This is a genomic window from Gracilibacillus oryzae, assembly GCF_009498735.1.
Taxonomy (GTDB): Bacteria; Bacillota; Bacilli; order Bacillales; family Amphibacillaceae; genus Gracilibacillus; species Gracilibacillus oryzae.
Map to the genome: position 1 here is coordinate 52046 of NZ_ML762441.1, position 22614 is coordinate 74659.

26 protein-coding genes are annotated in these 22614 nt (G+C 39.1%); 22 read left to right on the plus strand and 4 right to left on the minus strand.

Annotated features, from left to right (window positions below; translation table 11 throughout):
- Positions 1-192: 192 nt before the first annotated feature.
- From F9U64_RS17265 to F9U64_RS17325, 13 genes are all read left to right on the plus strand, one after another.
- The gene (locus F9U64_RS17265; RefSeq protein WP_153406154.1) at positions 193-1026 is read left to right on the plus strand and encodes an energy-coupling factor transporter ATPase; all 834 of its coding nucleotides are present in this window, start codon (positions 193-195) and stop codon (positions 1024-1026) included.
- Complete coding sequence (locus tag F9U64_RS17270; RefSeq protein ID WP_153406155.1) at positions 1002-1871, plus strand: energy-coupling factor ABC transporter ATP-binding protein; 870 nt, start codon at positions 1002-1004, stop codon at positions 1869-1871. Before F9U64_RS17265 ends, F9U64_RS17270 begins: the two co-directional genes overlap by 25 nt.
- The gene (locus F9U64_RS17275; protein ID WP_153406156.1) at positions 1868-2665 is read left to right on the plus strand and encodes an energy-coupling factor transporter transmembrane component T family protein; all 798 of its coding nucleotides are present in this window, start codon (positions 1868-1870) and stop codon (positions 2663-2665) included. The genes F9U64_RS17270 and F9U64_RS17275 overlap by 4 nt, the downstream gene beginning before the upstream one ends.
- A gap of 19 nt (positions 2666-2684) precedes the next feature.
- Positions 2685-3455 (plus strand): tRNA pseudouridine(38-40) synthase TruA, encoded by a 771-nt coding sequence (gene truA / locus F9U64_RS17280; RefSeq protein WP_153406157.1) that lies wholly within the window; start codon positions 2685-2687, stop codon positions 3453-3455.
- A gap of 51 nt (positions 3456-3506) precedes the next feature.
- Positions 3507-4268, plus strand: a complete 762-nt coding sequence (locus tag F9U64_RS17285) for a MerR family transcriptional regulator (RefSeq protein ID WP_153406158.1) — start codon at positions 3507-3509, stop codon at positions 4266-4268.
- Between the two features lie 225 nt (positions 4269-4493).
- On the plus strand, positions 4494-4931 hold the full coding sequence (gene rplM, locus F9U64_RS17290) for a 50S ribosomal protein L13 (protein WP_153406159.1): 438 nt from the start codon (positions 4494-4496) through the stop codon (positions 4929-4931).
- Between the two features lie 19 nt (positions 4932-4950).
- Entirely contained in the window at positions 4951-5343 is a 393-nt protein-coding gene (gene rpsI, locus F9U64_RS17295) for a 30S ribosomal protein S9 (RefSeq protein ID WP_153406160.1), read from the plus strand.
- Between the two features lie 237 nt (positions 5344-5580).
- Positions 5581-6117: an RNA polymerase sigma factor SigY gene (gene sigY, locus F9U64_RS17300; RefSeq protein WP_153406161.1), complete on the plus strand. Its 537-nt coding sequence runs from the start codon at positions 5581-5583 to the stop codon at positions 6115-6117.
- A complete protein-coding gene (locus F9U64_RS17305) occupies positions 6098-6442 on the plus strand; it encodes a YxlC family protein (RefSeq protein ID WP_153406162.1) in 345 nt (114 codons plus the stop codon). The genes sigY and F9U64_RS17305 overlap by 20 nt, the downstream gene beginning before the upstream one ends.
- 442 nt (positions 6443-6884) lie before the next feature.
- Complete coding sequence (locus tag F9U64_RS17310) at positions 6885-7088, plus strand: PLDc N-terminal domain-containing protein (RefSeq protein ID WP_153406163.1); 204 nt, start codon at positions 6885-6887, stop codon at positions 7086-7088.
- Positions 7088-7993, plus strand: coding sequence for an ABC transporter ATP-binding protein (locus F9U64_RS17315; RefSeq protein WP_153406164.1), 906 nt, complete (start codon positions 7088-7090; stop codon positions 7991-7993). The genes F9U64_RS17310 and F9U64_RS17315 overlap by 1 nt, the downstream gene beginning before the upstream one ends.
- Entirely contained in the window at positions 7990-8769 is a 780-nt protein-coding gene (locus F9U64_RS17320; protein ID WP_153406165.1) for an ABC transporter permease, read from the plus strand. The genes F9U64_RS17315 and F9U64_RS17320 overlap by 4 nt, the downstream gene beginning before the upstream one ends.
- A 127-nt stretch (positions 8770-8896) precedes the next feature.
- Positions 8897-9547, plus strand: a complete 651-nt coding sequence (locus tag F9U64_RS17325) for an HD domain-containing protein (protein WP_194287426.1) — start codon at positions 8897-8899, stop codon at positions 9545-9547.
- A 21-nt stretch (positions 9548-9568) separates the two neighbouring features.
- Here F9U64_RS17325 and F9U64_RS17330 read toward each other — a convergent pair whose 3' ends face one another.
- Positions 9569-10297, minus strand: a complete 729-nt coding sequence (locus tag F9U64_RS17330; protein WP_153406167.1) for a ZIP family metal transporter — start codon at positions 10295-10297, stop codon at positions 9569-9571.
- Between the two features lie 231 nt (positions 10298-10528).
- Here F9U64_RS17330 and F9U64_RS17335 point away from each other — a divergent pair, with 231 nt between their 5' ends.
- Together F9U64_RS17335 and F9U64_RS17340 are read left to right on the plus strand one after the other, a co-directional pair.
- On the plus strand, positions 10529-11041 hold the full coding sequence (locus F9U64_RS17335) for a type 1 glutamine amidotransferase domain-containing protein (protein WP_153406168.1): 513 nt from the start codon (positions 10529-10531) through the stop codon (positions 11039-11041).
- Positions 11042-11410: 369 nt separating this feature from the next.
- A complete protein-coding gene (locus tag F9U64_RS17340) occupies positions 11411-14659 on the plus strand; it encodes an FIMAH domain-containing protein (protein ID WP_153406169.1) in 3249 nt (1082 codons plus the stop codon).
- A 67-nt stretch (positions 14660-14726) separates the two neighbouring features.
- Here the strand turns inward: F9U64_RS17340 and F9U64_RS17345 are convergent, their stop codons facing one another.
- Positions 14727-15071 carry a winged helix-turn-helix transcriptional regulator gene (locus F9U64_RS17345; protein ID WP_153406170.1) on the minus strand — a complete coding sequence of 115 codons (345 nt, stop codon included), beginning with the start codon at positions 15069-15071 and terminating at the stop codon, positions 14727-14729.
- A gap of 139 nt (positions 15072-15210) precedes the next feature.
- On the opposite strand from F9U64_RS17345, the gene F9U64_RS17350 reads away from it, so the two are divergent.
- From F9U64_RS17350 to F9U64_RS17370, 5 genes are all read left to right on the plus strand, one after another.
- Positions 15211-16281, plus strand: a complete 1071-nt coding sequence (locus F9U64_RS17350; RefSeq protein WP_153406171.1) for an LLM class flavin-dependent oxidoreductase — start codon at positions 15211-15213, stop codon at positions 16279-16281.
- On the plus strand, positions 16278-16844 hold the full coding sequence (locus F9U64_RS17355; RefSeq protein WP_153406172.1) for an NADPH-dependent FMN reductase: 567 nt from the start codon (positions 16278-16280) through the stop codon (positions 16842-16844). Before F9U64_RS17350 ends, F9U64_RS17355 begins: the two co-directional genes overlap by 4 nt.
- A 71-nt stretch (positions 16845-16915) precedes the next feature.
- Entirely contained in the window at positions 16916-17632 is a 717-nt protein-coding gene (gene cwlD, locus F9U64_RS17360) for an N-acetylmuramoyl-L-alanine amidase CwlD (protein ID WP_153406173.1), read from the plus strand.
- Between the two features lie 85 nt (positions 17633-17717).
- Positions 17718-18452: an MBL fold metallo-hydrolase gene (locus F9U64_RS17365; RefSeq protein WP_194287427.1), complete on the plus strand. Its 735-nt coding sequence runs from the start codon at positions 17718-17720 to the stop codon at positions 18450-18452.
- A 194-nt stretch (positions 18453-18646) separates the two neighbouring features.
- On the plus strand, positions 18647-19693 hold the full coding sequence (locus F9U64_RS17370; protein WP_153406175.1) for an Mrp/NBP35 family ATP-binding protein: 1047 nt from the start codon (positions 18647-18649) through the stop codon (positions 19691-19693).
- Positions 19694-19751: 58 nt separating this feature from the next.
- On the opposite strand, the gene gerD is transcribed toward F9U64_RS17370, so the two are convergent.
- Positions 19752-20411, minus strand: coding sequence for a spore germination lipoprotein GerD (gene gerD / locus F9U64_RS17375; protein ID WP_153406176.1), 660 nt, complete (start codon positions 20409-20411; stop codon positions 19752-19754).
- Positions 20412-20554: 143 nt separating this feature from the next.
- Here gerD and F9U64_RS17380 point away from each other — a divergent pair, with 143 nt between their 5' ends.
- The gene (locus F9U64_RS17380) at positions 20555-21145 is read left to right on the plus strand and encodes a KinB-signaling pathway activation protein (RefSeq protein ID WP_153406177.1); all 591 of its coding nucleotides are present in this window, start codon (positions 20555-20557) and stop codon (positions 21143-21145) included.
- Between the two features lie 18 nt (positions 21146-21163).
- On the opposite strand, the gene F9U64_RS17385 is transcribed toward F9U64_RS17380, so the two are convergent.
- Positions 21164-21937: a polysaccharide deacetylase family protein gene (locus F9U64_RS17385; RefSeq protein WP_153406178.1), complete on the minus strand. Its 774-nt coding sequence runs from the start codon at positions 21935-21937 to the stop codon at positions 21164-21166.
- A gap of 146 nt (positions 21938-22083) precedes the next feature.
- Here F9U64_RS17385 and F9U64_RS17390 point away from each other — a divergent pair, with 146 nt between their 5' ends.
- Positions 22084-22305 carry a hypothetical protein gene (locus F9U64_RS17390; RefSeq protein WP_153406179.1) on the plus strand — a complete coding sequence of 74 codons (222 nt, stop codon included), beginning with the start codon at positions 22084-22086 and terminating at the stop codon, positions 22303-22305.
- Positions 22306-22614: the final 309 nt, after the last annotated feature.

Consider the following 22614-nt stretch of genomic DNA (forward strand, 5'->3'; position numbering starts at 1 on the left):
AAGGGTAAGTTGATTGAAGGCATGGATTGTGGACATAACTCTTTTTAATATCTTCTTCTATTGGAGTTATACTTTTATATCATCCCCTAATTTTTTTAAAAACTCCCAAACTGGAGTAAAGTAATTCCACTATCTTTTATGATAAAATAAAGGGGTGATTTCCCGGGAAATAATGACTGAGGAGTACAAGAAATGACAAAAATAGAGTTTCGAGATGTATATTTTCGATATAATGAAGACGAAAACTGGGTGCTGAGAAATATCAATCTTTCTATTAATGCTGATGAATCAATAGCGATAATTGGACATAATGGTTCGGGAAAGTCCACGATTGCCAAATTAATCAATGGTCTCCTTATTCCACAAGCAGGGGATATTCTTATAGATGGTGAAAAGATAACAGAACGAAATCTATGGGAAGTACGAAGAAAGGTAGGAATGGTGTTTCAAAATCCAGAGAATCAGTTTGTCGGTACAACTGTAATGGATGATGTAGCATTCGGCCTGGAGAATCGAGGAATTCCCAGAGACGAGATGGTTCACAGGATTGACGAAAGCTTGAGAGAAGTTGGCATGCAGGACTTCTTCCTTCATGAAGCCCACCATCTATCAGGGGGGCAGAAACAAAGAGTAGCGATTGCGTCTGTCATGGCTGTTCAACCTGAGGTTTTAATATTGGATGAAGCAACATCCATGTTAGATCCTTTAGGAAGAAGGGAAATCATCCAAACAATACAACATGTAAGGCAGCAACACGGATTCACAATACTGACGATCACCCATGATTTGGATGAAATCAGTTCTTCGGATAGATTATTGGTGCTTCAAAACGGTAAATTAGTGATTGATACAAAGCCAAGAGATTGGTTTGCACAAACGGAAGATTGGGAAAGCTTAGGTTTAATTGCGCCATTCACGACAAAACTTGCCAATATATTAAAAGATCATGGGTACAGATTCCCCTCACATCCACTAAATCATGAGGAGTTAATAGAAGCGATATGGACATACAATTTGAAAGAGTAAGCTATATATATCAGCCTAATACACCATTTTCCCATCAAGCTTTACATGAGATTGATTTAACGATTGATTCAGGAGAATTTATCGCCATAGTCGGACATACTGGATCAGGGAAATCAACTTTATTACAGCATCTCAATGGACTGCTAATCCCAACAATGGGAACAGTAAAAATAGGTGAGTATGTGTTAAATAAAGATAACAAAAAGCAGGACCTTAAAGCATTAAGGCGAAATGTCGGGATTGTGTTCCAATATCCGGAACATCAGTTGTTTGAAGAAACAGTGGAAAAAGATATTGCCTTTGGACCAAAAAACTTTGGTATTCCAGAAGAGGAGATAAGTCAGCGAATTACTGGTGCGATTCAGGAAGTTGGTTTACAGGAAGCCATTTTAGCAAAATCCCCCTTTGAATTAAGTGGCGGACAGATGAGAAGGGTTGCGATTGCCGGTGTTTTAGCAACAATGCCGCAAGTCCTTGTTCTGGATGAACCTACTGCCGGACTGGACCCATATGGTCAGAAAGAAATGATGGAGTTATTTTTTCGCCTGCACAAGGAGAGAAACCTGACGACGATCTTAGTCACACACAAAATGGAAGATGCTTTTACATATGCTGATCGAATGATTGTTTTAGAGAAGGGGAAGAAATACTTGGTGGGGCCGCCTGCTGAGGTATTCCGGGATCGTTCGCTGCTTAACAATGTCCAGCTTGAGCTGCCGGAAGTTTTATTGTTTTTAGAAAAGATCAAATCAAGTTTTCCTTTTTCCATTGATTATAATGGGCAATCAGTTGAGGAATTAGCGATAGAGCTTGGCCAGCGATTAAAGGAGTTAAAGAGAGAATGAAGTCATGGTTAGTTATTGGCCAATATGTTCCAGGTAACTCTATTTTACATCGTCTCGATCCACGGACAAAATTGTTGTTGATCTTTAGTTATGTCATTATTGTCTTCTTTGCGAATAATCCAGCTAGTTATGCTGTTTTAACATTTTTTGCAATCGGCGCGATCTTTTTATCGAAATTATCCATTTCCTATATTTTAAAAGGTATTACACCAATCTGGTTTTTTATTATATTTTCATTTCTCATCCATTTGTTTTTCACAAGAGATGGTGAGGTGTTATGGCAGTTCCAGCAGATTACCATATACTATGGCGGTTTGATTCAAGGTTTGACTATTTCTTTACGTTTCTTATTGTTAATAATGGTCACCTCACTGCTTACGTTAACTACTTCTCCGATGGAAATAACGGATGCACTGGAAAATCTGTTAGCACCATTGCAAAAATGGAAGGTTCCTGTCCATGAGCTGGCCTTGATGCTCTCCATTTCGTTAAGGTTTATCCCAACATTGATGGATGAACTCGATAAAATATCGAAAGCACAGGCATCCAGAGGTGTTGATTTAAAAACAGGCTCACTTAAAAGCAGGATTTATGCTGTTGTGCCGCTGCTTGTTCCACTATTTATCAGTGCGTTTCGAAGGGCTGAAGATTTAGCAATGGCGATGGAAGCCCGTGGCTATCGCGGTGGAGAAGGGCGGACAAAGTTAAGGCAATTAAAATACACCATGCTGGATTATCAGGCGGCAATCATATATCTAGTGATAATAATCATATTCTTCTATTTGCGGAATTAATGAAAAGGAAGTGAAGGCAATGCGAATGAAAGCAATCATAAGTTATGATGGCACGCAATTCTCCGGTTATCAAGTCCAGCCGAATAAGCGAACAGTACAAGCTGCAATAGAGAGTGTGCTGCAGAAAATGCATAAAGGAGAATTAGTACGCGTGACAGCATCAGGCCGGACGGATCAAGGAGTACATGCGGTTGGACAAGTCCTTCATTTTGATACACCTTTAGAGATTCCGAGTGATGGATGGAAAAGGGCTTTAAACACGATGCTGCCTGCAGATATTGAAGTGAGATATGTAGAACAAGTTTCCGATCAGTTTCACGCCCGTTTTGATGTAGACGGAAAAGAATATCGTTATTTTCTTTCAAATGAGCCTGAACGTGATCTTTTTAAGCGCCATTATCAGCATCATGTACGTGAGCGGCTGGATACAGATGCAATGGAGAAGGCATGTCAACTGCTGATAGGGACACACGATTTCACTTCTTTTTGTGCTGCCAATAGTAATGTCAAAGGGGATAAGATCCGCACCATACACCATGCTAGTTTAATAAAAGATGGAGCTCAGATTGCTTTTCAAGTCAGAGGGAACGGTTTTCTTTATAACATGGTACGGATCATTGTTGGGACATTAATCGAAATTGGGACAGGGAAAAGAGCGGCAGAAGATATAGTGACAATTATTGATGCAAAGGATCGCGGCAATGCAGGGCACACAGCACCGGCACAAGGGCTGTATCTTTGGAAAGTAGATTATAAAACGAATGTTGACAAATTACCAAATCACCCTTGACCTTGACGTTGCGTAAAGGTATATGATGAGTACAGTCAAGGAGGAAATGCGATGGAATACACAGTAAGCCAACTGGCAAAGTTATCTGGTGTGAGCGGCCGCACATTAAGATATTATGACCAGATCGGATTATTAAAGCCTGCATATGTTAATGATTCTGGTTACCGGATTTATGGAGAAAAAGAGACAGATTTGCTGCAGCAGATCCTCTTTTTCCGTGAATTAGAGATTAGTCTGGAAGATATCAATAAGATTATCAACCAGCCGGACTTTGATCAAACTGAGGCTCTGAGAAACCATTATGATGAGTTACAGAAAAAGCGTGATCGCCTTGACAGTATCATCAGTACAGTTGCAAAAACACTTGCAGCTAGAGAGGGTGGAATGGAAATGTCGAATAAAGATAAGTTTGATGCATTTAAAGAGAAATTAATAGAAGAAAACGAACAAAAATATGGGGAAGAGATCCGGGAGAAATACGGTGATAAAACGATCAATGAGAGTAACGCCAAATTGAGAGGGATGTCGGAAGAAGACTTTGAGGTTATGAATAAATTAGAAGGTGAGATCATCACTCTGCTGGAGAAGTCATATAAGACTGGAGACCCGGCATCGGATTTAGCACAAGAGCTTGCTCATAAGCATAAGGAATGGTTAATGTATTCATGGCCATCATATTCCGAAGAAGCACATGCTGGATTAGTGGATATGTTTGTTGCGGATGAGAGGTATACTGCTTATTATGATAAGCATGTAAAAGGCGGGACAGCTTTTTTGCGTGATGCTGTCCTGAATTATCTTGATAAGAAGTAAATGGTGACAGAGCGGCTCAAAATATTTCCATTGAGCACTCTGTTTTTTTGCTTATAGCCTTGACATTTAGGCTAAATTGTTATAATATGATCTATGGCATTTTATTTCTAAACCACGAATAGCCCCGGAAAGTTACTCGTGTTAGAATATAAATCGGATTAGATAAGCGTTATCGCTTAATAAAAATTAGACAATGGAATTACAGATACAGGAGGTAAACCAATCATGCGTACAACTTTCATGGCAAATGAAGCAAATATCGAACGTAAATGGCTTGTTGTAGACGCTGAAGGTCAAACGTTAGGTCGTTTAGCTAGTGAAGTAGCATCAATCCTTCGCGGTAAGCACAAACCAACATATACACCGCATGCAGATACTGGTGATTATGTAATCATCATCAATGCAAGCAAGATCCATTTAACAGGTAAAAAATTAAGTGACAAGCTATACCGTCGTCACTCTAACCACCCAGGTGGATTAAAAGAACGTACTGCAGGCGAAATGCGTGAAAAATATCCTGAGCAAATGTTAGAACTAACAATCAAAGGGATGTTACCTAAAGGAAGCCTTGGCCGTAAAATGGGTAAAAAATTACACGTATACAGAGGCGCAGAGCACAAACATGAAGCACAAAAACCAGAAGTTTACGAACTTCGCGGATAATTAAAAGGAGGTCTATATAGTGGCACAAGTACAATACTACGGTACCGGACGCCGTAAAAGTTCAACTGCTCGTGTACGTTTAGTACCAGGTACTGGACGTATCGTTGTAAATAACCGTGATGCGGAAGATTACTTCCCATACGAAACACTTCGTACAATCATTAAGCAACCTTTAGCTGCAACTGAAACTGAAGGCAGCTATGATGTATTAGTAAACGTTGATGGTGGAGGTTTCACTGGTCAAGCTGGTGCAATCCGTCATGGTGTTTCTCGTGCATTATTAGAAGCTGATCCAGAATACCGTTCAACTTTAAAACGTGCTGGATTCTTAACTCGTGACGCTCGTATGAAAGAACGTAAGAAATACGGTCTTAAAGGCGCTCGTCGTGCACCACAGTTCTCAAAACGTTAATATTTCAACATATAAAGCACCTTTTCCAATTTGGATTAGGTGCTTTTTTCATGCGGAAAATTAGTTTATGACTCCATTTTTTCTTCCAGATAGATATTCAAATATATAACTTTCAAGTAAACATAATAAATACTAATAGGTGGCTAACAGTTATTTGTGATTTTTTATTTTTAAAATGAACGATTTCCCCCAGTTAGTCGTATTACATATAAATCATTATTGTATGGAGTAGATCTCATGGATGAAAAGGAATTAATTCGAAAGGCGAAAAAAGGAGATACATTGGCGCTTTCGAAACTGCTGCAACAGAATTATTCGTTCCTCGTAAAGTATTTAATGAAAGTTACCCTTCATCCACAAATCGCTGAGGATTTAACACAAGAGACGATGATGAAGTGTATTGAAAAAATCCAGCTGTATAATGGTGAATCCAAGTTTTCCTCATGGCTCATTACGATTGCAACGAACCTTTTTATCGATCAACAGCGCAGAAAGAAGCGGGAGAAAAACTGGCTGAAGCAGGAACAAGCCCTCCGAAAAATGAAATGGAATACAGCCAATAGGAACGAAGAATGGACGGATGTCATTGATGTACTTGCTCGAATTAATGAAGAAATACGTATGCCAATCGTGTTAAAGCATTATTACGGATATTCATATAAGGAAATTGGAAAAATGATGGGTATTGCAGAAGGGACAGTAAAATCCCGAGTTTCAAATGGTCTAAAAAGTGTACGAAAGGAGTTGGGTGAAATTGAAGAAGCAGGATCCTGAAAAAAGTAATTCTATGTTGGATGATGAAGATGAAGTAACGGTTAAGCAATTAATAGATGGTTTAGAAAAACTGGAACAAATAAATCCAGTATCTGCTCCAAACTTACAATGGTTCCAGCAGCATGTTGAATTAGAGAAAAAGAGAATACGAAAAAAACAATGGAAAGACCTCCTTGCGTTTATCTCTTTTGCCGTATTTATGCTTTCGGTTGTGATTGCTGTCGTTTATCGTCAGCCAATTCTATTTCTTTATTTTCAGCTTGTGGGGATTATCTTATTGCCATTAGCTCTTAATAACACTAGAAAGAAGGTCAGTAATGAATGAACTCAACTGAACTAAGCAGCATACCGCTTTTGTTATGGATCGTGATTGCATTCATTCTGATTTGCCAGGGTTCATGGTTGTTTTGGGATGCTCGGAAGAGGGGACACAATGCTTGGCTATGGGGATTTTTAGGCCTTATTCAATTTCCTACGTATCTTATTATCTATCTTATTTTTATAAGAAAAATATTAAAAAGAAAAATCTCAGGAGCAGATTCCTGAGATTTTTTTTGCAGTAAAGAAAGTATAAACGGAAATGTCTAGCTCCAAGCGCCTGCCCCTCGAGATCTTAAGCGATCCTGCTATGTGGCAAAGATCGCCACGTCGCAGTTTCGCTTAAGCTTGTCGGGGCAGAACGGGCGCTTTGCGCTTTTCTAACGTAAGTGAACGATTAGACAAACGTAATCGTATTAAGAGTAAATAAACAATTAGGAGGGGAAAAAATGAATGTATCGTTAAATGAAATCCCTTGGGGAGCGATTGCGCCAATTATTGTCTTACAGTTAATTCTTATGATAACCGCATTAGTCTCTTGTATTAGAGAAGAAAAAACGAACGGCCCCAAATGGATGTGGATTCTTGTTATTCTCTTTATCAGTTTACTAGGACCGGTGATTTACTTTGTTGTTGGGAGGAGAAATGATTAATGGAATTATTAAAGGCATGCGATTTAGCAAAAAGCTTTGGAAATACCCATGCTGTGAAAGGAATCAATTTTCATATTGAAGAAGGCAGGTGTGTTTCATTACTTGGACCAAATGGGGCAGGAAAAACAACGACATTAAAAATGTTATCTGGGTTGTTGGAACCGACTTCAGGCAGTATTGATTTTAAAGGGGAAAAAGCAAAGGATTTAAGGGAGTTTATCGGATATTTACCTCAGTACCCTGCTTTCTATAATTGGATGAGCGGAAAGGAGTTTCTTGTTTTTGCGGGACAATTGGCAAAGCTCAATCGTAAAGAAGCAGAAATAAGAAGTGAAGAATTACTGGAACGAGTGGGTCTGACGAATGCGAAGAAAAGAAAGATAGCGGGTTATTCTGGTGGAATGAGACAGCGCCTCGGATTGGCACAGGCACTGATTCATCGCCCGAAATTACTAATGTTAGATGAACCTGTTTCAGCACTCGATCCACTTGGCAGACGGGAAGTGCTGGACATGATGAGAGAGATTAAAGAGGAAACAACGATTCTCTTCTCCACTCATGTCCTTCACGATGCAGAAGAAATAAGTGATGACATTCTTATTATAAATGCCGGGGAAATTGCGGTATCAGGCAGCCTGGGAAGTGTAATGGAAAAGTATCGACAACCTATTCTACACATTGAATTCGAATCACAGGCTGCCGATTGGCTTAAGAGTATAACAAGTTATAGCGTTGTATCGGAAGTAGACATTCAAGGTAATAAAGTCAGCATCGTATTAAACGATATGGTAAATGGGAAGCAAACAATATTACAAGATATCGTCGATAGAAAACTTCCGATTCTTAAGTTCGAGACTTCTCAAACAACATTGGAAGATTTATTTATGAAGGTGGTGAAGGCATGACACAATGGACTGTTCTTTATCGAAAAGAAATGACAGAAATGGTGCGGAATTATAAAATTTTATGGGTTCCAATTGTCTTTATTCTGCTAGGCGTCATGCAGCCGGTTAGCTCGTATTATATGCCGGAAATTCTGGACACTTTTGGCGGGCTACCAGAAGGGACAATCCTTGAAATGCCTACTCCAACTGGGGAAGATGTATTAATGCAGGTTCTTTCTAATTATGGGATGCTCGGTGTACTTATCCTTGTTTTGAGTGCAATGGGTGTCGTATCCGCAGAAAGACAGAGTGGAGTAGCAGGGATGGTGATGATTAAACCAGTGCCATATTCCTCGTATATATTATCGAAATGGGCTGGGTTACTGACAATTACACTTATTACATTGTTTATTGGATATGCAGCTTCCTGGTATTATACCAGTTTACTTATTGAAACAGTCGATTTTGAGCGCATTTTTCAAAGTGTATTGATCTATAGCATATGGTTAGTTTTTGTTGTTACATTGACGCTCTTTTTTAGTACGATAATGAAAGGAAATGGCGGTGTTGCTTTTGTTACCATTTTTGTGGTCTTTGGCCTTTCGGCGGTTACATCCATTCTGGGGGAGAATATGAAATGGAGTCCGGCTGCAATGACGGAGCACACAGGACAGGTCTTGTTGTCAGGAGAACCAGGTTCTGGTTTCTTGCTAGGTTTTATTACAACTATTGCTATTATCATTGTCGTTCTCATCGCATCCATACAAATCTTTAAGCAAAAAGAGCTATTGGAATAAAGAAGGTATCCTGCCTTTTGTATTCTCTTTTGTAAATTTTTCCAGGAGGACCTTAAAGGCATGATATGAATAGTCGTAGAAAGAATCCTTTAATATAATTGAAGTAAAGAGAATATGGAGGATAATAATGGATAAAGACAAAGTATTGCAAGAGACAGAAAAAATGGTGAAAACAGCACTGATAGATGAGAAATCTGGTCATGACTGGTTACATATTAAGCGAGTGAAGGGAACGGCAATAGAAATTGCACAAAAGGAAGGGGCAGATGTCTTTGTTGTGACGCTTGCTGCATTATTGCATGATTTAGCTGATGAAAAGATTGTAGAGAGCGAAGAAAAGGCTTTATCTGAGATTAGAGACTTTCTTCTTGAATTAGGTGTAGATGGAGAAGACATCGAACATATTCTAACTATTATTACCACAATGTCCTTTAAGGGAGGAAATAATCGGCCAGTTGAGAGTCTCGAAGCCCAAGTTGTCCAGGATGCTGACAGGCTGGATGCTATCGGAGCAATAGGTATTGCGCGCTGTTTTACTTATTCAGGCAAAGTTGGTCAACCAATCTATAATCCTGATTTGGGAGTTAGAGACCAAATGACTATCGAGGAATATAGAAATAATAAGTCCAGTGCCATTAATCACTTTTACGAGAAGCTGTTGAAACTAAAGGATCTGATGAACACGGAAACAGCCAAAGAGTTAGCAGCCTCCCGCCATGATTTTATGGAAAAGTTTTTGGAGCAATTTTATCAGGAAACCAGGGAGCAAAGACCTTAGATCAATGGTGGAAATCACCTTTTAACGAAACCATTCTGTCAAAAGAATCATGGTGATAAAGCCAAAAATAAAGGCAATGGTAGCCATCCGCTCATTTCCGTCACCATGACTTTCTGGAATTAACTCCTTATAGACAACAAAAAGCATCGAACCTGCTGCAAATGCTAAGCCAAAAGGTACAATATTCTCAAAAGCACTCCCAAAGAAGATGCCGATAAAGCCTGAGCACATCTCAATCAATCCGGTTAAACTGGAAAGAACAACGGCTTTTAATGGCTTTACATTTTGTGTTACTAAAAATAATGCTACTAAAAATCCATCAGGTATATTCTGCAGTCCAATCGCAAAGGCAACAAGGGAGCCGATGCCTTCCTCATTATTATAATTACTAATGCCAACAGATAACCCTTCAGGTAAGTTATGGATGGACATGGCAATCAGAAACAAAAATACGATTCTGGGATTGGCTGATGACTGATTAGCAGAATGGTCTAAATCGGTATGCGGGAGCAGGCTTTCGATAAGTGTAAGCACAAAGGTACCTATTAGCATTCCGATTACCAAAACAGTAAGATTGGACAGTTTAATAGCAGACGGTATCAGCCCATAGGCAGATGCCGCAACCATAATTCCCGCTGTATATGCTAATAACGTATCTTTCCCTTTATGTGAAACATCCTTTATTAAAAAGGCTGGCAATGCACCAAGGCTTGTACAAAGTGATGAAATAATAATATGGGTTATAGACATATAAATCCTCCGATAATAATTGGAATGAATGCATTAAGGAACTAATCCCTAGAGTATATGTATTAACAGATTGCAAAAAATATGATGATGTTAAAATACATCTAATCATTAACGAGCAGAATAACATTTTTCAACTCTAGATATAGGAATGTTTACCATTATTCCATTCGTGGTAGAAGTAGAAATGTAAGATATAACACAAAACTATTATTAGAGGAGTGTTGTTTAAAGATGGCTAGGATAGCAACAGTAATTACCGACGATTTTGAAGACGTAGAATATACGGATCCGGCGAAAGCATTTAAAGATGCTGGACATGAAGTTGTGACAATTGAGAAAGAGCAGGGCAAAACAGTGAAAGGTAAACAAGGAGATGCTAATGTAACAATTGATAAGGCAATCGATGATGTATCACCAAATGACTTTGATGCATTATTTATTCCAGGTGGTTTCTCTCCAGATCAATTAAGAGCAGATGACCGTTTTGTAAAATTCGCCAAACACTTTATGGATGAGAAAAAGCCTGTATTCGCAATCTGTCACGGTCCACAGCTGTTAATTACAGCAAAAACTTTAGAAGGCCGCGATGTAACAGGATTCAAATCAATTCAGGTTGATTTAGAGTATGCTGGCGGAAAAGTGCAAGACAAAGAAGTGGTTGTCTGCCAAAACCAGCTGGTTACAAGCAGACAGCCAGATGATATCCCTGCGTTTATTGAAGAATCAAAAAAACTATTGAAATAAGATCATGAACCTGTCGAGCAGGCAAGCGAAGATTGAATATGTAAGTAGAAAGTGGCCTTTTCCCGATAACCGGGGAAAGGCCATTTAATTTTCCGGATGCCAAAACAAAATTCGTCAAAATTTATCTAATGGTAACTGTTTTCCGTGTAAAAACCTCCAAAATCCCCACAAACAATTATCCCAAAATGGAATAAAACGTTTTTGTATATAAATTATAAGATCGGTTTGTTGTTAACGCTTACAATATTGGTTATTTTGAAATGGTAAGCAAATTATTTATTTGAAAGGAGGAACGAAATCCACTTTGTAAATGGTCCCAGTCTGGAAAGAGAAGGATGCACGAGAACTTAATAAAAATGGAGGGATAGAATGAAGCGTTGTGCTTACATTGTGATTTGTCTGATTGTCTGTTTTTCAATTTTCCCAGCCTATAGCCCGGTGTCAGAGGCAACGGAAGAAAAAGAGCTACTGGCATTCCCTGGTGCGGAAGGTTTCGGTCAATACTCTAAAGGTGGCCGAGGAGGTGAGGTATATCATGTCACCAGCTATGAATTGACTGGCCCTGGTACCTTCCATGATGCACTTACAACAGCAGGAGATACCCCTCGGACGATTGTGTTTGACATATCTGGTGAAATTACCATCCCTCAAATTATTGTGCGGAACAAAGCAAATATTACAATAGCCGGACAAACTGCACCTGGAGATGGTGTGACAATAAAGGGCAATAATGTCCGTTTTGTTGATAGTCATGATATTATTATTCGCTATATGCGTTTTCGCCTTGGAAAAAATGACTTCCAGGATGACGCCTTGTATTTTGAAGATTCTCAAAACATCATCATCGATCACTCTTCTTTTTCATGGGGAACAGACGAAAACTTATCGATTCTAAGTAAGGAATATGAAAACCCGAAATCGAAAAATATTACAGTTCAATGGTCGATTATTTCAGAAGGGCTTTTGACACATTCAATGGGCGGGCTTATTGAGATGAATCCAATCACTATGCATCATAATCTGTATGCCCATAATAATGATCGCAACCCGAAAACAAAAGGTCAAATCGATTTTGTTAATAATGTTGTCTATAACTGGGGCGGCTATCCTTATGTAGCAGGTGGAGAATCTGGTACGAAAGGATATGGCAATGTTGTCGGTAATTACTTTATTGCCGGAATAAATTCAGCAAATCCGGAGTATGCAGTCGTACGTGGTAATGAAAACTACAGCTTATATCTTCAGAACAACCGGATTGACAGCAACAAGAATGGTATCCTGGATGGAAGAGACACTGGGACAGATATGATGGAGAAGGAGAGACCAAGTGTTATTGTCAATGAGCGTTTTGCCTATCCTCTGACGAATGTCGAAGAACCAGAACAAGCCTATGAACATGTTCTGGGGTATGCTGGAGCTTCTCTAGTCAGGGACACTGCAGACCAGAGGGTAGTATATGATGTGAGAAATCAGACGGGTGCCATTATTGGAGAAGAGGGCGATGTTGGCGGTTATCCAGTGTTAGAAAAAGGAACTGCTCCCGCAGATACGGACAGAGACGGTATGCCTGACGAATGGGAGTTAGCCAATGGGCTTAATCCGAACAACCCTGAAGACAGAAACGGCGATAACAATAACAATAGTTACACAAACTTGGAAGAGTATCTAAATGAGTTAGCGGCACCAGCTTTCCCGGAAAATTATCCGATGGAGCCTCCTGTATGGAATGAGGATCCTTTTGTGCCGCCTGTGGTGCAGCCTGAACCAAAACCAGAGCAAAACCCTGAACCTGCACTCTTACTGGATGGAGAGATAATAAAAAATGTTGTTATAAATGATAACAGCGGCAATGGTGCAGAAAATGCGAGTAAATGGTCGGTTGAACAAGATATGAAAGAGGGTGATCTTGTAGCCGGAGACAGAAGTGCCTATCGTTTTACCTCTATCCCAAGTGAATTGCAAGGTGTGGAGTGGATACGGTCAGCTGTTAATTCAAGAAGTGCTACAAGTGAGGATTTGGTATCCTTCTATCTAACAGCAGATGCCTATGTTTATGTTGCTCATGACTCACGAATTAGTTCAAAGCCGGAATGGTTATCGTCTTATGAAAACACTGGTCAAACTATTCAGGATGATCAGCCAGTGACATTTGAACTTTACCGAAAGCATTACCCGGCAGGAACACAAGTTGTGATGGGACCGAATAACAATAGTAAGAGAATGAACTATTTTGTATTAATACAGCCTGCCGATGATAATCATGAGGCACCTAGTGAGCGTCCTTCTGATTTGGCAGCTGAGGAATCTGCAACGAAAGTTTCGCTGAATTGGTCTGCTGTAGATGGAGCTTCAGGTTATCTGATTTACCGCTCTTCCTCGAAAGATTCGAACCTTAGAGCTATTGCAAGCTCGGATACGAATTCATTTACAGACAATGGGGTGGAATTGGGAGTACATTATCACTATCGGATTTCCGCAATAAATTCGGGTGGAGAATCAGCTTTATCTGATTCAGCAGAACTTTTTGTCTATGATCAAAATGAACCTGCACCTGTTGCGCCGAATAATGTGGCAATCACTGAAACAAAAAGCATTACCGTTGGACTGGAATGGGAGCCTGTAGAAGAAGCGATTAGTTATAGTGTATACAGATCTGCAGAGCCAGATGGAGAATTTACTAAAGTAGCGAGTACAACGTCAGCTGTTTATACGGATAAACCTGTAGAACCTTCCACTACCTACTATTATAAAGTAGCAACAACTGGTATCGGTGGGGAATCTGAAATGTCTGGTACTGTCAGTACGACAACAAAAGAAGCAATTAGTTTGCCTGGAATACCAAATGGCCTGACATCAGGAGAAGTTAGCACCACTTCTTTAGAATTAAAATGGGAAGCGGTAGTAGATGCGGAGAGCTATGATATATATCGAAAGGCAAACAGTGAAGCTAATTACAGTAAGGTAGCAAGTATAAATAAGACATTCTATAAGGATACAGGTGTCAGTGCCGGCCAAACAGGCTACAGCTATAAAGTGGTTGCAGGGAACGAGATGGGAGAATCAGGTTTTTCAGAAGAATTATATGTGGAAATGCCATTACCTGATGCGCCATCTGAGTTAAAGGTCACTTTAGTTGGAGAGGACTTTGTTGGATTAACTTGGACATCGAACGGCGGGGCTGATCAATATAACATTTACCGAAAAGCAGGTGAAGAGGTTGAACATGTTGGTTATGCGAAGGTGGACACTTTCTATGACCGGACAGCGGAGCCTGGAGTTAATTATACGTATTATGTTAAGGCAGCATATGCCGATAGAGAATCAGAGTCATCAAACTCGGTAGAAGCAAAACCAGGATACTTGACGGTTTTAACTCATTACATGCAGCAATTCGAACAATCCGGAGACTTGGTTGGGCCTGCTGTAGCTCAACTAAACAATTCGCTAAAGCAAGTGGATCATCATCTGAAGAAGGATTCAACTAAACAAGCGAGCAAATTTCTATCTAAATATACAGATCAACTGGATAGGCAGAATCAAAAAGGAAATATCTCACCATTAGCAAAATCCTTATTACTTCATTATGCTGATGCGTTCCTGGAGGATTTGAACAGATAATTCGATTATGGGAGTATGAGGTTAAAAATCCCTGTTCTGTTAATAGAGGACAGGGATTATCTTTTCGCTATTCCGCTCTTTTTTCTTTTTTGACTTTCCTTAACGTATGTTTTGTTCCCCAATCATGCATTGCTTCTAAAATCGGCTGCAGACTTCTCCCATACTCTGTGATCGAATATTCCACTTTTGGCGGCACTTCTGGAAAAATCACTCTTTCTACAATATCTTCTGCTTCTAATTCTCTTAATTGCTTTGTTAACATTTTTTGTGTGATCCCGGGTATACTTCTCCTAAGCTCATTAAAACGCTGAGTACCGTGATTTAATAAATGTAGCAATATAATTGGCTTCCATTTGCCGACAAGAATACTTAAGGCATCTTCTACACGACAGGCATTAGGCTCATATTTCATTTTCATACCTCCTGACAGTATCATTTAGGATACTATATATCTTTAAAGTGCGTACTTACATCTTTTGCTTATAGCATCCATAATAACATATGTAAAGAGTCATAATAACAAGTTTTCCTTAAAAGAAAGGTTGTGCAAAATGGAACAATTTCGGATTAATCCAAGCAAAGGATTAGAATTTGGTATATATACATTAGGCGATCATTTGCCGAACCCAGCAACTGGTGAAAGAATTTCGGCAAAGCAGCGGCTTGATGAAATCATTGAATTAGCCAAGCTTGCTGATGAAGCGGGAATTGATTTTTTTAGTGTCGGTGAAAGTCACCAGGAGTATTTTACAACACAGGCACACTCTGTTGTCTTATCAGCTATTGCGCAGGCTACAGAGAAGATTAAGATTGCAAGCTCCTCTACTATTATCAGTACATTAGATCCTGTCAGGGTTTATGAGGATTTTGCTACAATTGACTTGATCTCAGGCGGGCGTGCAGAGATTATTGCTGGCAGAGCTTCACGTGTCGGAAATTTTGAACTATTAGGCTATGACCTCCATGATTATGAGGAGTTGTATGAAGAAAAGTTCGATTTGCTGCTCAAGATTAATAAAGAAGAAGTGGTTAACTGGAGTGGTAAATATCGTGCGCCATTAAGAGATGCAAAAGTATTGCCGCGACCATTAAACGGTTCGATGCCAATCTGGCGGGCAGTTGGAGGACATCCCACAAGTGCGGTCAAAGCGGGATATGCTGGTGTTCCGATATTCCTTGCATCACTTGGCGGTCCTGTCTCCATCTTTAAACGAACAATTGATGCATATCGAGATGCATTAACACAGGCAGGGCATGACCCAGCCAGGTTCCCTGTGGCGACTGCTGGATTTTTCTATTTAGCAGAAACGACACAGCAAGCACAGCGGGATACGTATCCATCTGTCAATGAAGGAATGCAGCTTACCAATGGGCGTGGTTTTCCAAAACAGCATTTCGCACAGGGTGCAAGCCCGCGTGATGTGATGAATATCGGCAGTCCACAAGAGGTAATTGAGAAAATCCTCTATCAGCATGAAATGTATGGTCATCAGCGCTATATTGCACAAATGGACTTTGGTGGCATCCCTTTTGAAAAGTTAAGAAAAAACATTGAGTTAATCGGCAAAGAAGTATTGCCTGCAATAAGAAAATATACAGCGAAGCAGGAGGGTCAGCAATGAAAGTAGTCTTTCTTTCAGGTTCCATTGTTGGTTCCAAAACAAAAACTGCCATAAGCTATGCGATGAATAAATTGGCAGAAGCCTATCCGGATACAGAAGCAGAGCTGTTAGACTTGGCAGAATATGAAATCCAATTTAGTGATGGCCGAAACTACTTAGATTACAGTGGAGATACAAAGTATGTAACAGAAACATTGATGAATGCAGATGCTATTGTAATTGGAACACCAATATTTCAGGCCTCGATACCAGGTACCCTGAAAAATATATTTGATCTATTACCAGTTAACGCATTTCGAGATAAAGTTGTCAGCATGATAATTACGGCTGGTTCTGCAAAGCATTATTTAATTGCGGAACAGCAATTGAAACCAATCCTTGCCTATATGAAGGCGCAAATTGTTCAGACATATGTCTTTATTGAAGAAATAGATTTTCATCGTAAAGAAATCGTTAATGATGATGTCATTTTTCGGGTTAATCGCCTGGTAGAAGATACAATGGTATTAGCTGAAACTTATCAAAAAATTAGAGAAGCGCAAGAAGCAAGCTACGATTTTTAAATAAGTTAGGCATAACCGTTTTGCTTGTCCCATATAGTTTAATTAAGAATGGCAGTATGGGGGGAAGCGGTATGCCGCGTGCAGTGAAGATTTTTCTCTGGTTAACAGGACTTTTGGTTTTAATTATATTAATTCAATATCCAATGCAGAATGCAATGGATTCATGGCGGACATGGTCTCTGCCACTTGCAGGGAAGACAATTGTGCTTGATCCGGGCCATGGGGGAGCAGATGGCGGTGCGGTCGGCTCTGATAAAACACAAGAAAAAGAAATCGCGTTAAATGTTACGAATATACTTAGAGACTACCTTCAGCAAGCTGGTGCTACCGTTTATCTGACGCGTGAAGGGGATTATGACTTAGCGGCAGAAGACACAAAAGGATTGTCGCGTAGAAAATCAGAAGATATTCAGCAACGAGTAGAGTTTATCAATGAAAAGGAAGCGGACTTTTTTCTAAGTATTCATTTAAATGCATTATCTGACGGCAGGTGGAAAGGTGCCCAGACCTTTTTTCATCCAGGCAGATCGGAAAATGAACAGCTGGCAAAATTTATTCAGGCAGAAATCATCCGCAATCTGGAAAATACCAAAAGGGTAGCTTTGCCAATCCATCAAATCTTTATTCTTAAATATGCGGAAGCACCTGGAGCACTTGTAGAAATCGGTTTTTTGTCTAATAATGAAGAATTAAGGTTATTAACATCGGATGAGTATCAACGTAAAATGGCTGCAAGTATTTATGAAGGGGTATTACGATTTGTGACCGAAGGGGAGATAGAGGATTAAATAGTGTATGGTTTTAGCGGGTTCCATTGCCCGCTTTTTTACATATAAGAAATGTATGGATTGGCCAGTCAGGAGGATGGAAGCAATGAAACTTACGACAATTGGATTTTGGGGGGCATATCCCAGTAAGAATGAAGCTACTTCGTGTTATTTGCTGGAAGAGAAGGGTAAAAAGATAGTGATTGATTGTGGAAGCGGTGCTTTAGCGAAATTACAAAACCATATAGAATTAACCGACTTGGATGCAGTTATTATTAGTCATATCCATCCAGACCATATTGCAGATTTATATTGTTTGGAATATGCCATGTTAATTCAACAGCAATTAGGGAATCGGCAGAAGCCGTTAGATGTTTTTATATATACAGAAAATGTAAGTCATCTTCCTTTCTCCTATCCAGATATTTTTCAAGTAAAACAAATTAAGGAAGATAGTCAACTGCAAATTGGAACGCTTAGCTTCTCTTTTCATAACAACCTGCATGAGATTCCGTGCTGTGCGGTAAAAATAACAGATCAAGCCGGGAAGTCTTTTGTCTATTCCGGGGATACAGGCTATACAGAAAGTTTCGTTCAGTTTGCTCGTAATGTCGATACATTATTAATCGAATGCAGTTTCTTTCTAGAGCAAAAAGGGCTTGTAAAAGGGCACTTATCAACAGTGGAAGTTGCGGAGATTGCAGAGAGGGCTGATGTAAAACATGTGATACTCACGCATTTTCCTCACTATGGCAGCATCGAACAGTTAGTAAAAGAAGTACAAGCACTTAGCAGTAAATCTGTTGATTATGCCAAGGAAACCTTGTCTATTACTATATAGTGATTGTTTAGCAACTTATGTTTTACGTTGTAAGTCAGTACGTTTAGTATTCAGAGAATTTATCACAGAAGCTAATCATCCTGACAAGTTACACAAATGAGCTGTGGAGGATTTAATTCCCCCAACTGATCAAAGTCTCACTTTATGTTATACTAGCACTTAAGAAGATAAGATTAAAATTGAGGTGACCTATTTTGCTTACGGAACAAAATGTTATCGAACTCTTACACAAAATGAAGGATCCGTTTTTGCATAAAACATTTAAAGAAACGGGAGGCATTGAAGAGGTATCGATTAAGTCAGATAAAAATCATGTCAGCGTGAAATTAGCAATTGCTAAAACGAATACAGGAGAGCAAATGCAACTGCAGCAGGAACTGGTAGGGACTTTGAAGCAATTGGGAGCGGCTACTGTTGGTCTTAGATTCTCTCAATTACCTGATGAAGTGATAGCTAAATTCCAGCCAACAAAAGAGGAAGACCCTTCTTTGTTAAGTGAAAGCTCAAAGACAAAGTTCCTGGCAATTGCCAGTGGTAAAGGCGGTGTCGGTAAATCGACTGTGACTGTTAATACAGCAGTAGCACTTGCCAGGCTGGGAAATAAAGTTGGGATAATCGATGCCGATATATATGGCTTCAGTGTACCTGATATGATGGGTGTTGAGGAAAGACCGAAACTGAAAGGCAATAAAATTGTCCCTGTTGAGCGTTTTGGTGTAAAGATCATTTCAATGGGATTCTTTGTTGAAGATAATTCACCGGTTATCTGGCGCGGTCCTCGACTTGGGAAGATGCTGGCTAGTTTCTTTAAAGAAGTGGAGTGGGGAGAACTGGACTATCTATTATTAGACTTGCCTCCTGGGACAGGGGATGTAGCATTAGATGTCCATAATATGATTCCAAGCTCGAAAGAAATTATCGTAACTACACCACATCCTACTGCTGCATTTGTTGCAGCTCGTGCAGGTCAAATGGCAATCAATACAGATCATGAAATCTTAGGTGTTATTGAAAACATGTCTTACTTCGAGAGCAAAGTAACAGGTGAGAAGGAATATGTTTTCGGTAAAGGTGGCGGAGATAAACTTGCGGAAGTATTGAATACAAAGGTTATCGGCCGTTTATCTTTACAACAGCCATATGAGGAAGAAGGCGTCTTTGCACCTTCTGTTTATCAGGAAGATCATCCAAATGGACAAGAGTATTTAGAAGTGGCGAAACAAATTATCGAGAAATTATAAGATATAACAAAAAAGTCTAGCGGAAAAGCTAGACTTTTTTGCTGTATGAAATGAAGAATTAGCTGCTTTGTTGTTCCTGGCTACCTTCTCCGGATTGCCCGCCTTCACCGCCACCCTGGCCGCTCTGACCGCCTTCCTGAGATTCGCCGCCCCCATTGTCAGCAGGTTTCATTTCTTTGGCTGCATTCATTAACAATTCCGCAATTTTTGCCTGAAACATTGGAGAACTAAATGTTTCTTCCATTAATTTTTCTAAGTGGGAACGGAATTGCTGCCCTGTTAAAACCTGTAATGTTATCTTTTCCATATCAGGGTTGCTGAATACTTCCATGAGTTTCGTCTGGTATTCCGGGTCGCTCATCAGTTTTTTCATTACGTCTTCTTGTTTTTCCTGGAGAGCTAATGCGAATGATTCGACAAATTTAGGATCCTGGAACATTTTAGACCAGAACTCTTTTCCTTGGTCAGACGATAGTGCACCTTCAACAGAATCCTTTACTACTTTTGCATCAATTACGTAGGTCTGTTGCATATCATCACTTGCAAGTACCTCTGTAATGGCCTTTTTTCCTTCATCTGTTTTTAAAATATCTGCAACCATCTTTTTTGTACCTTCATAATTGCCTTCTTCTTTCCCTTCTGTGTTACCACCACCGCCGCATGCTGTTACGAAAAGCATGATTATAATTAAATATATATAGACTTTATTAGCATTCATACATACCTCTACCTTTCTGTATGTCAAATCTGTGTACTAATAATATGGAACTTATCAAAATTTCTATGTATGAACAGCGCAAAAAAAAATGGTTCATGGTAAAATGTTTGGAGGAATGGAAATAGAGGTAGGAGGATTTTGTCTTGAAAAGCCGTAATGTTGTTCGCTTGTTTTTTTCTACATTGCTAATAGGGGGTTTTTCTACTCTTATTACAAGTTTTTTTGTGAAAACGGAAGCTTATATCAAATTTATGAATCCGTTTGATTGGTTTGAAGTATTTGGACTGGTGATATTTTTCCTTGCACTGGGATTTGTGTTCAGTTTAATTAGTCAAATGGGTTACTTTGCATACCTGACAGTTAATCAATTTGCTTTAGGATTGTTTCGAAGTATTTGGCCATTATTGCAGGTTGTACTCATTGTCTTTGCTCTTTTTGATTTAGTTTATTTCCGTTATCGTTCTGTAGAAGATGGATCTCTCGGTATTTTTATCATAACTGCAATTGCTTTACTTGTTTATGGATTGGTTATTGCTGCAATTAAAGCTAAGGAAACAAACAGGAAAGCATTTATTCCGGCCTTGTTTTTTATGATAGTGGTAACATCAATAGAATGGGTGCCTGGACTAAGAACAAGTGGTGGAGACTATGCCTGGTTAATGATCGTACCACTTATTATTTGTAATACTTACCAGCTGTTAATTTTACACCGGTTGACGAAAGACAAAAAATAGACCTCTCCTTCAGGAGGTCTATTTTTTGGCAGGCTCTAATTCCTTTTGTGTACCTTCAGCATGTGTAATTAACTCTGAAATAGTCAGAAGGCTTAATTTTTGCTGTTTTAGTTGAGGGATAACGGTTGCTAATGCCTTATCCGTTTGTTTTACCGAATCGGAAGCATGCAGCAAGATAATGGAGCCAAACTTCACTTCTGATAATATGTGTTCAGTAATAACAGCTGTTCCAGGATTTTTCCAATCATTTGGGTTAATGCTCCAATGAATCATTTTTAAGCCTTGATTTTCTATTATTTGAAGCATTTCTTTGTTCAAAAAGCCATTTGGCGTTCGAAATAAGTATGTTTCCTCATAACCGAGCTTTTTAAAGGTTTCTTTTGCTTTGGCAATATCTGATCTGATCTTTTCGATATCTTGTTCTTCGTATGGCGCATAACGGTAACCAAGCATCCCAATTTCGTGCTTTGATTCTTTTATCATGTCTAGTAAGTCCGGATGCCGCTCTGCCCATTCACCACTCACAAAAAAGGTAGCAATGGCATCAGATTTTTTTAATTGGTTGAGGATAGGTTCAACTTGTTCAGAGCCATGGCTAATATTAAAGGTTAATGCAATGGATGGATGATCCTTGTTACCGGTGTTCAATGCTTTAGGCTCCTCTTGGTCAGAGAAAACAGTAAAAGAATAATTAGTACCAAGAAATATGAAAATGGCTGCAAATAATGCTATCGGGATGATAATAAATAGTTTCTTTTGTTTTTTTATATCTACTATATAAAGTCGTCGCATTTGCTTCCTCCCTTTATTAGGCTTGTTTCATTCTATGAAGAAGGATTTCTAATTATGATGTCTAATTATGTTTAATTTTGATAAAAACAAGGAATAAAGGAAATAGTAATAGAGGACGAGGTCGTTAAAGGTAGGGAGTGATAGTAATGCTGGGATTATTAATCAGCGACAAAGAACAAAATGAATTAGAGCATGTAATTAAAAGAGAGTTAGAAGAACTGTTATTAGATCTAGAGGATAATCGTATTGATCAATTAGTGAAGCAAGCAATGCGTGAAAGATATAAGGTTCTATTTCGATTATTTGCAAGAGTGGCAGCAGAAGATGAAATAAAAAGATACATCCCCAAACAAGTTAAGATTGAATAGTTTCCCAAGAAACTGTGCTTAATGAATAATATTAGGCATAGTTTTATTTTTTTTAAAAAAACTCTTGCCTGACTCTGAAATATATGATATATTATTTTTTGTCGTCACGAGATGACGGAAAAATGCTTTGAAAATCTTAGTGAAATAAGTGTTAAAAGTTCTAAAAAAAATGATTGACAACTTTTCAAAAGCATGATATATTATATTTCGTCGCAAAAAACGACAAACAAATAATTGATCATTGAAAACTGAACAAAACAACCAGTATGAAAGAATATTTAAGAAACAAGCTAGCTTTTAGAAGCGAGC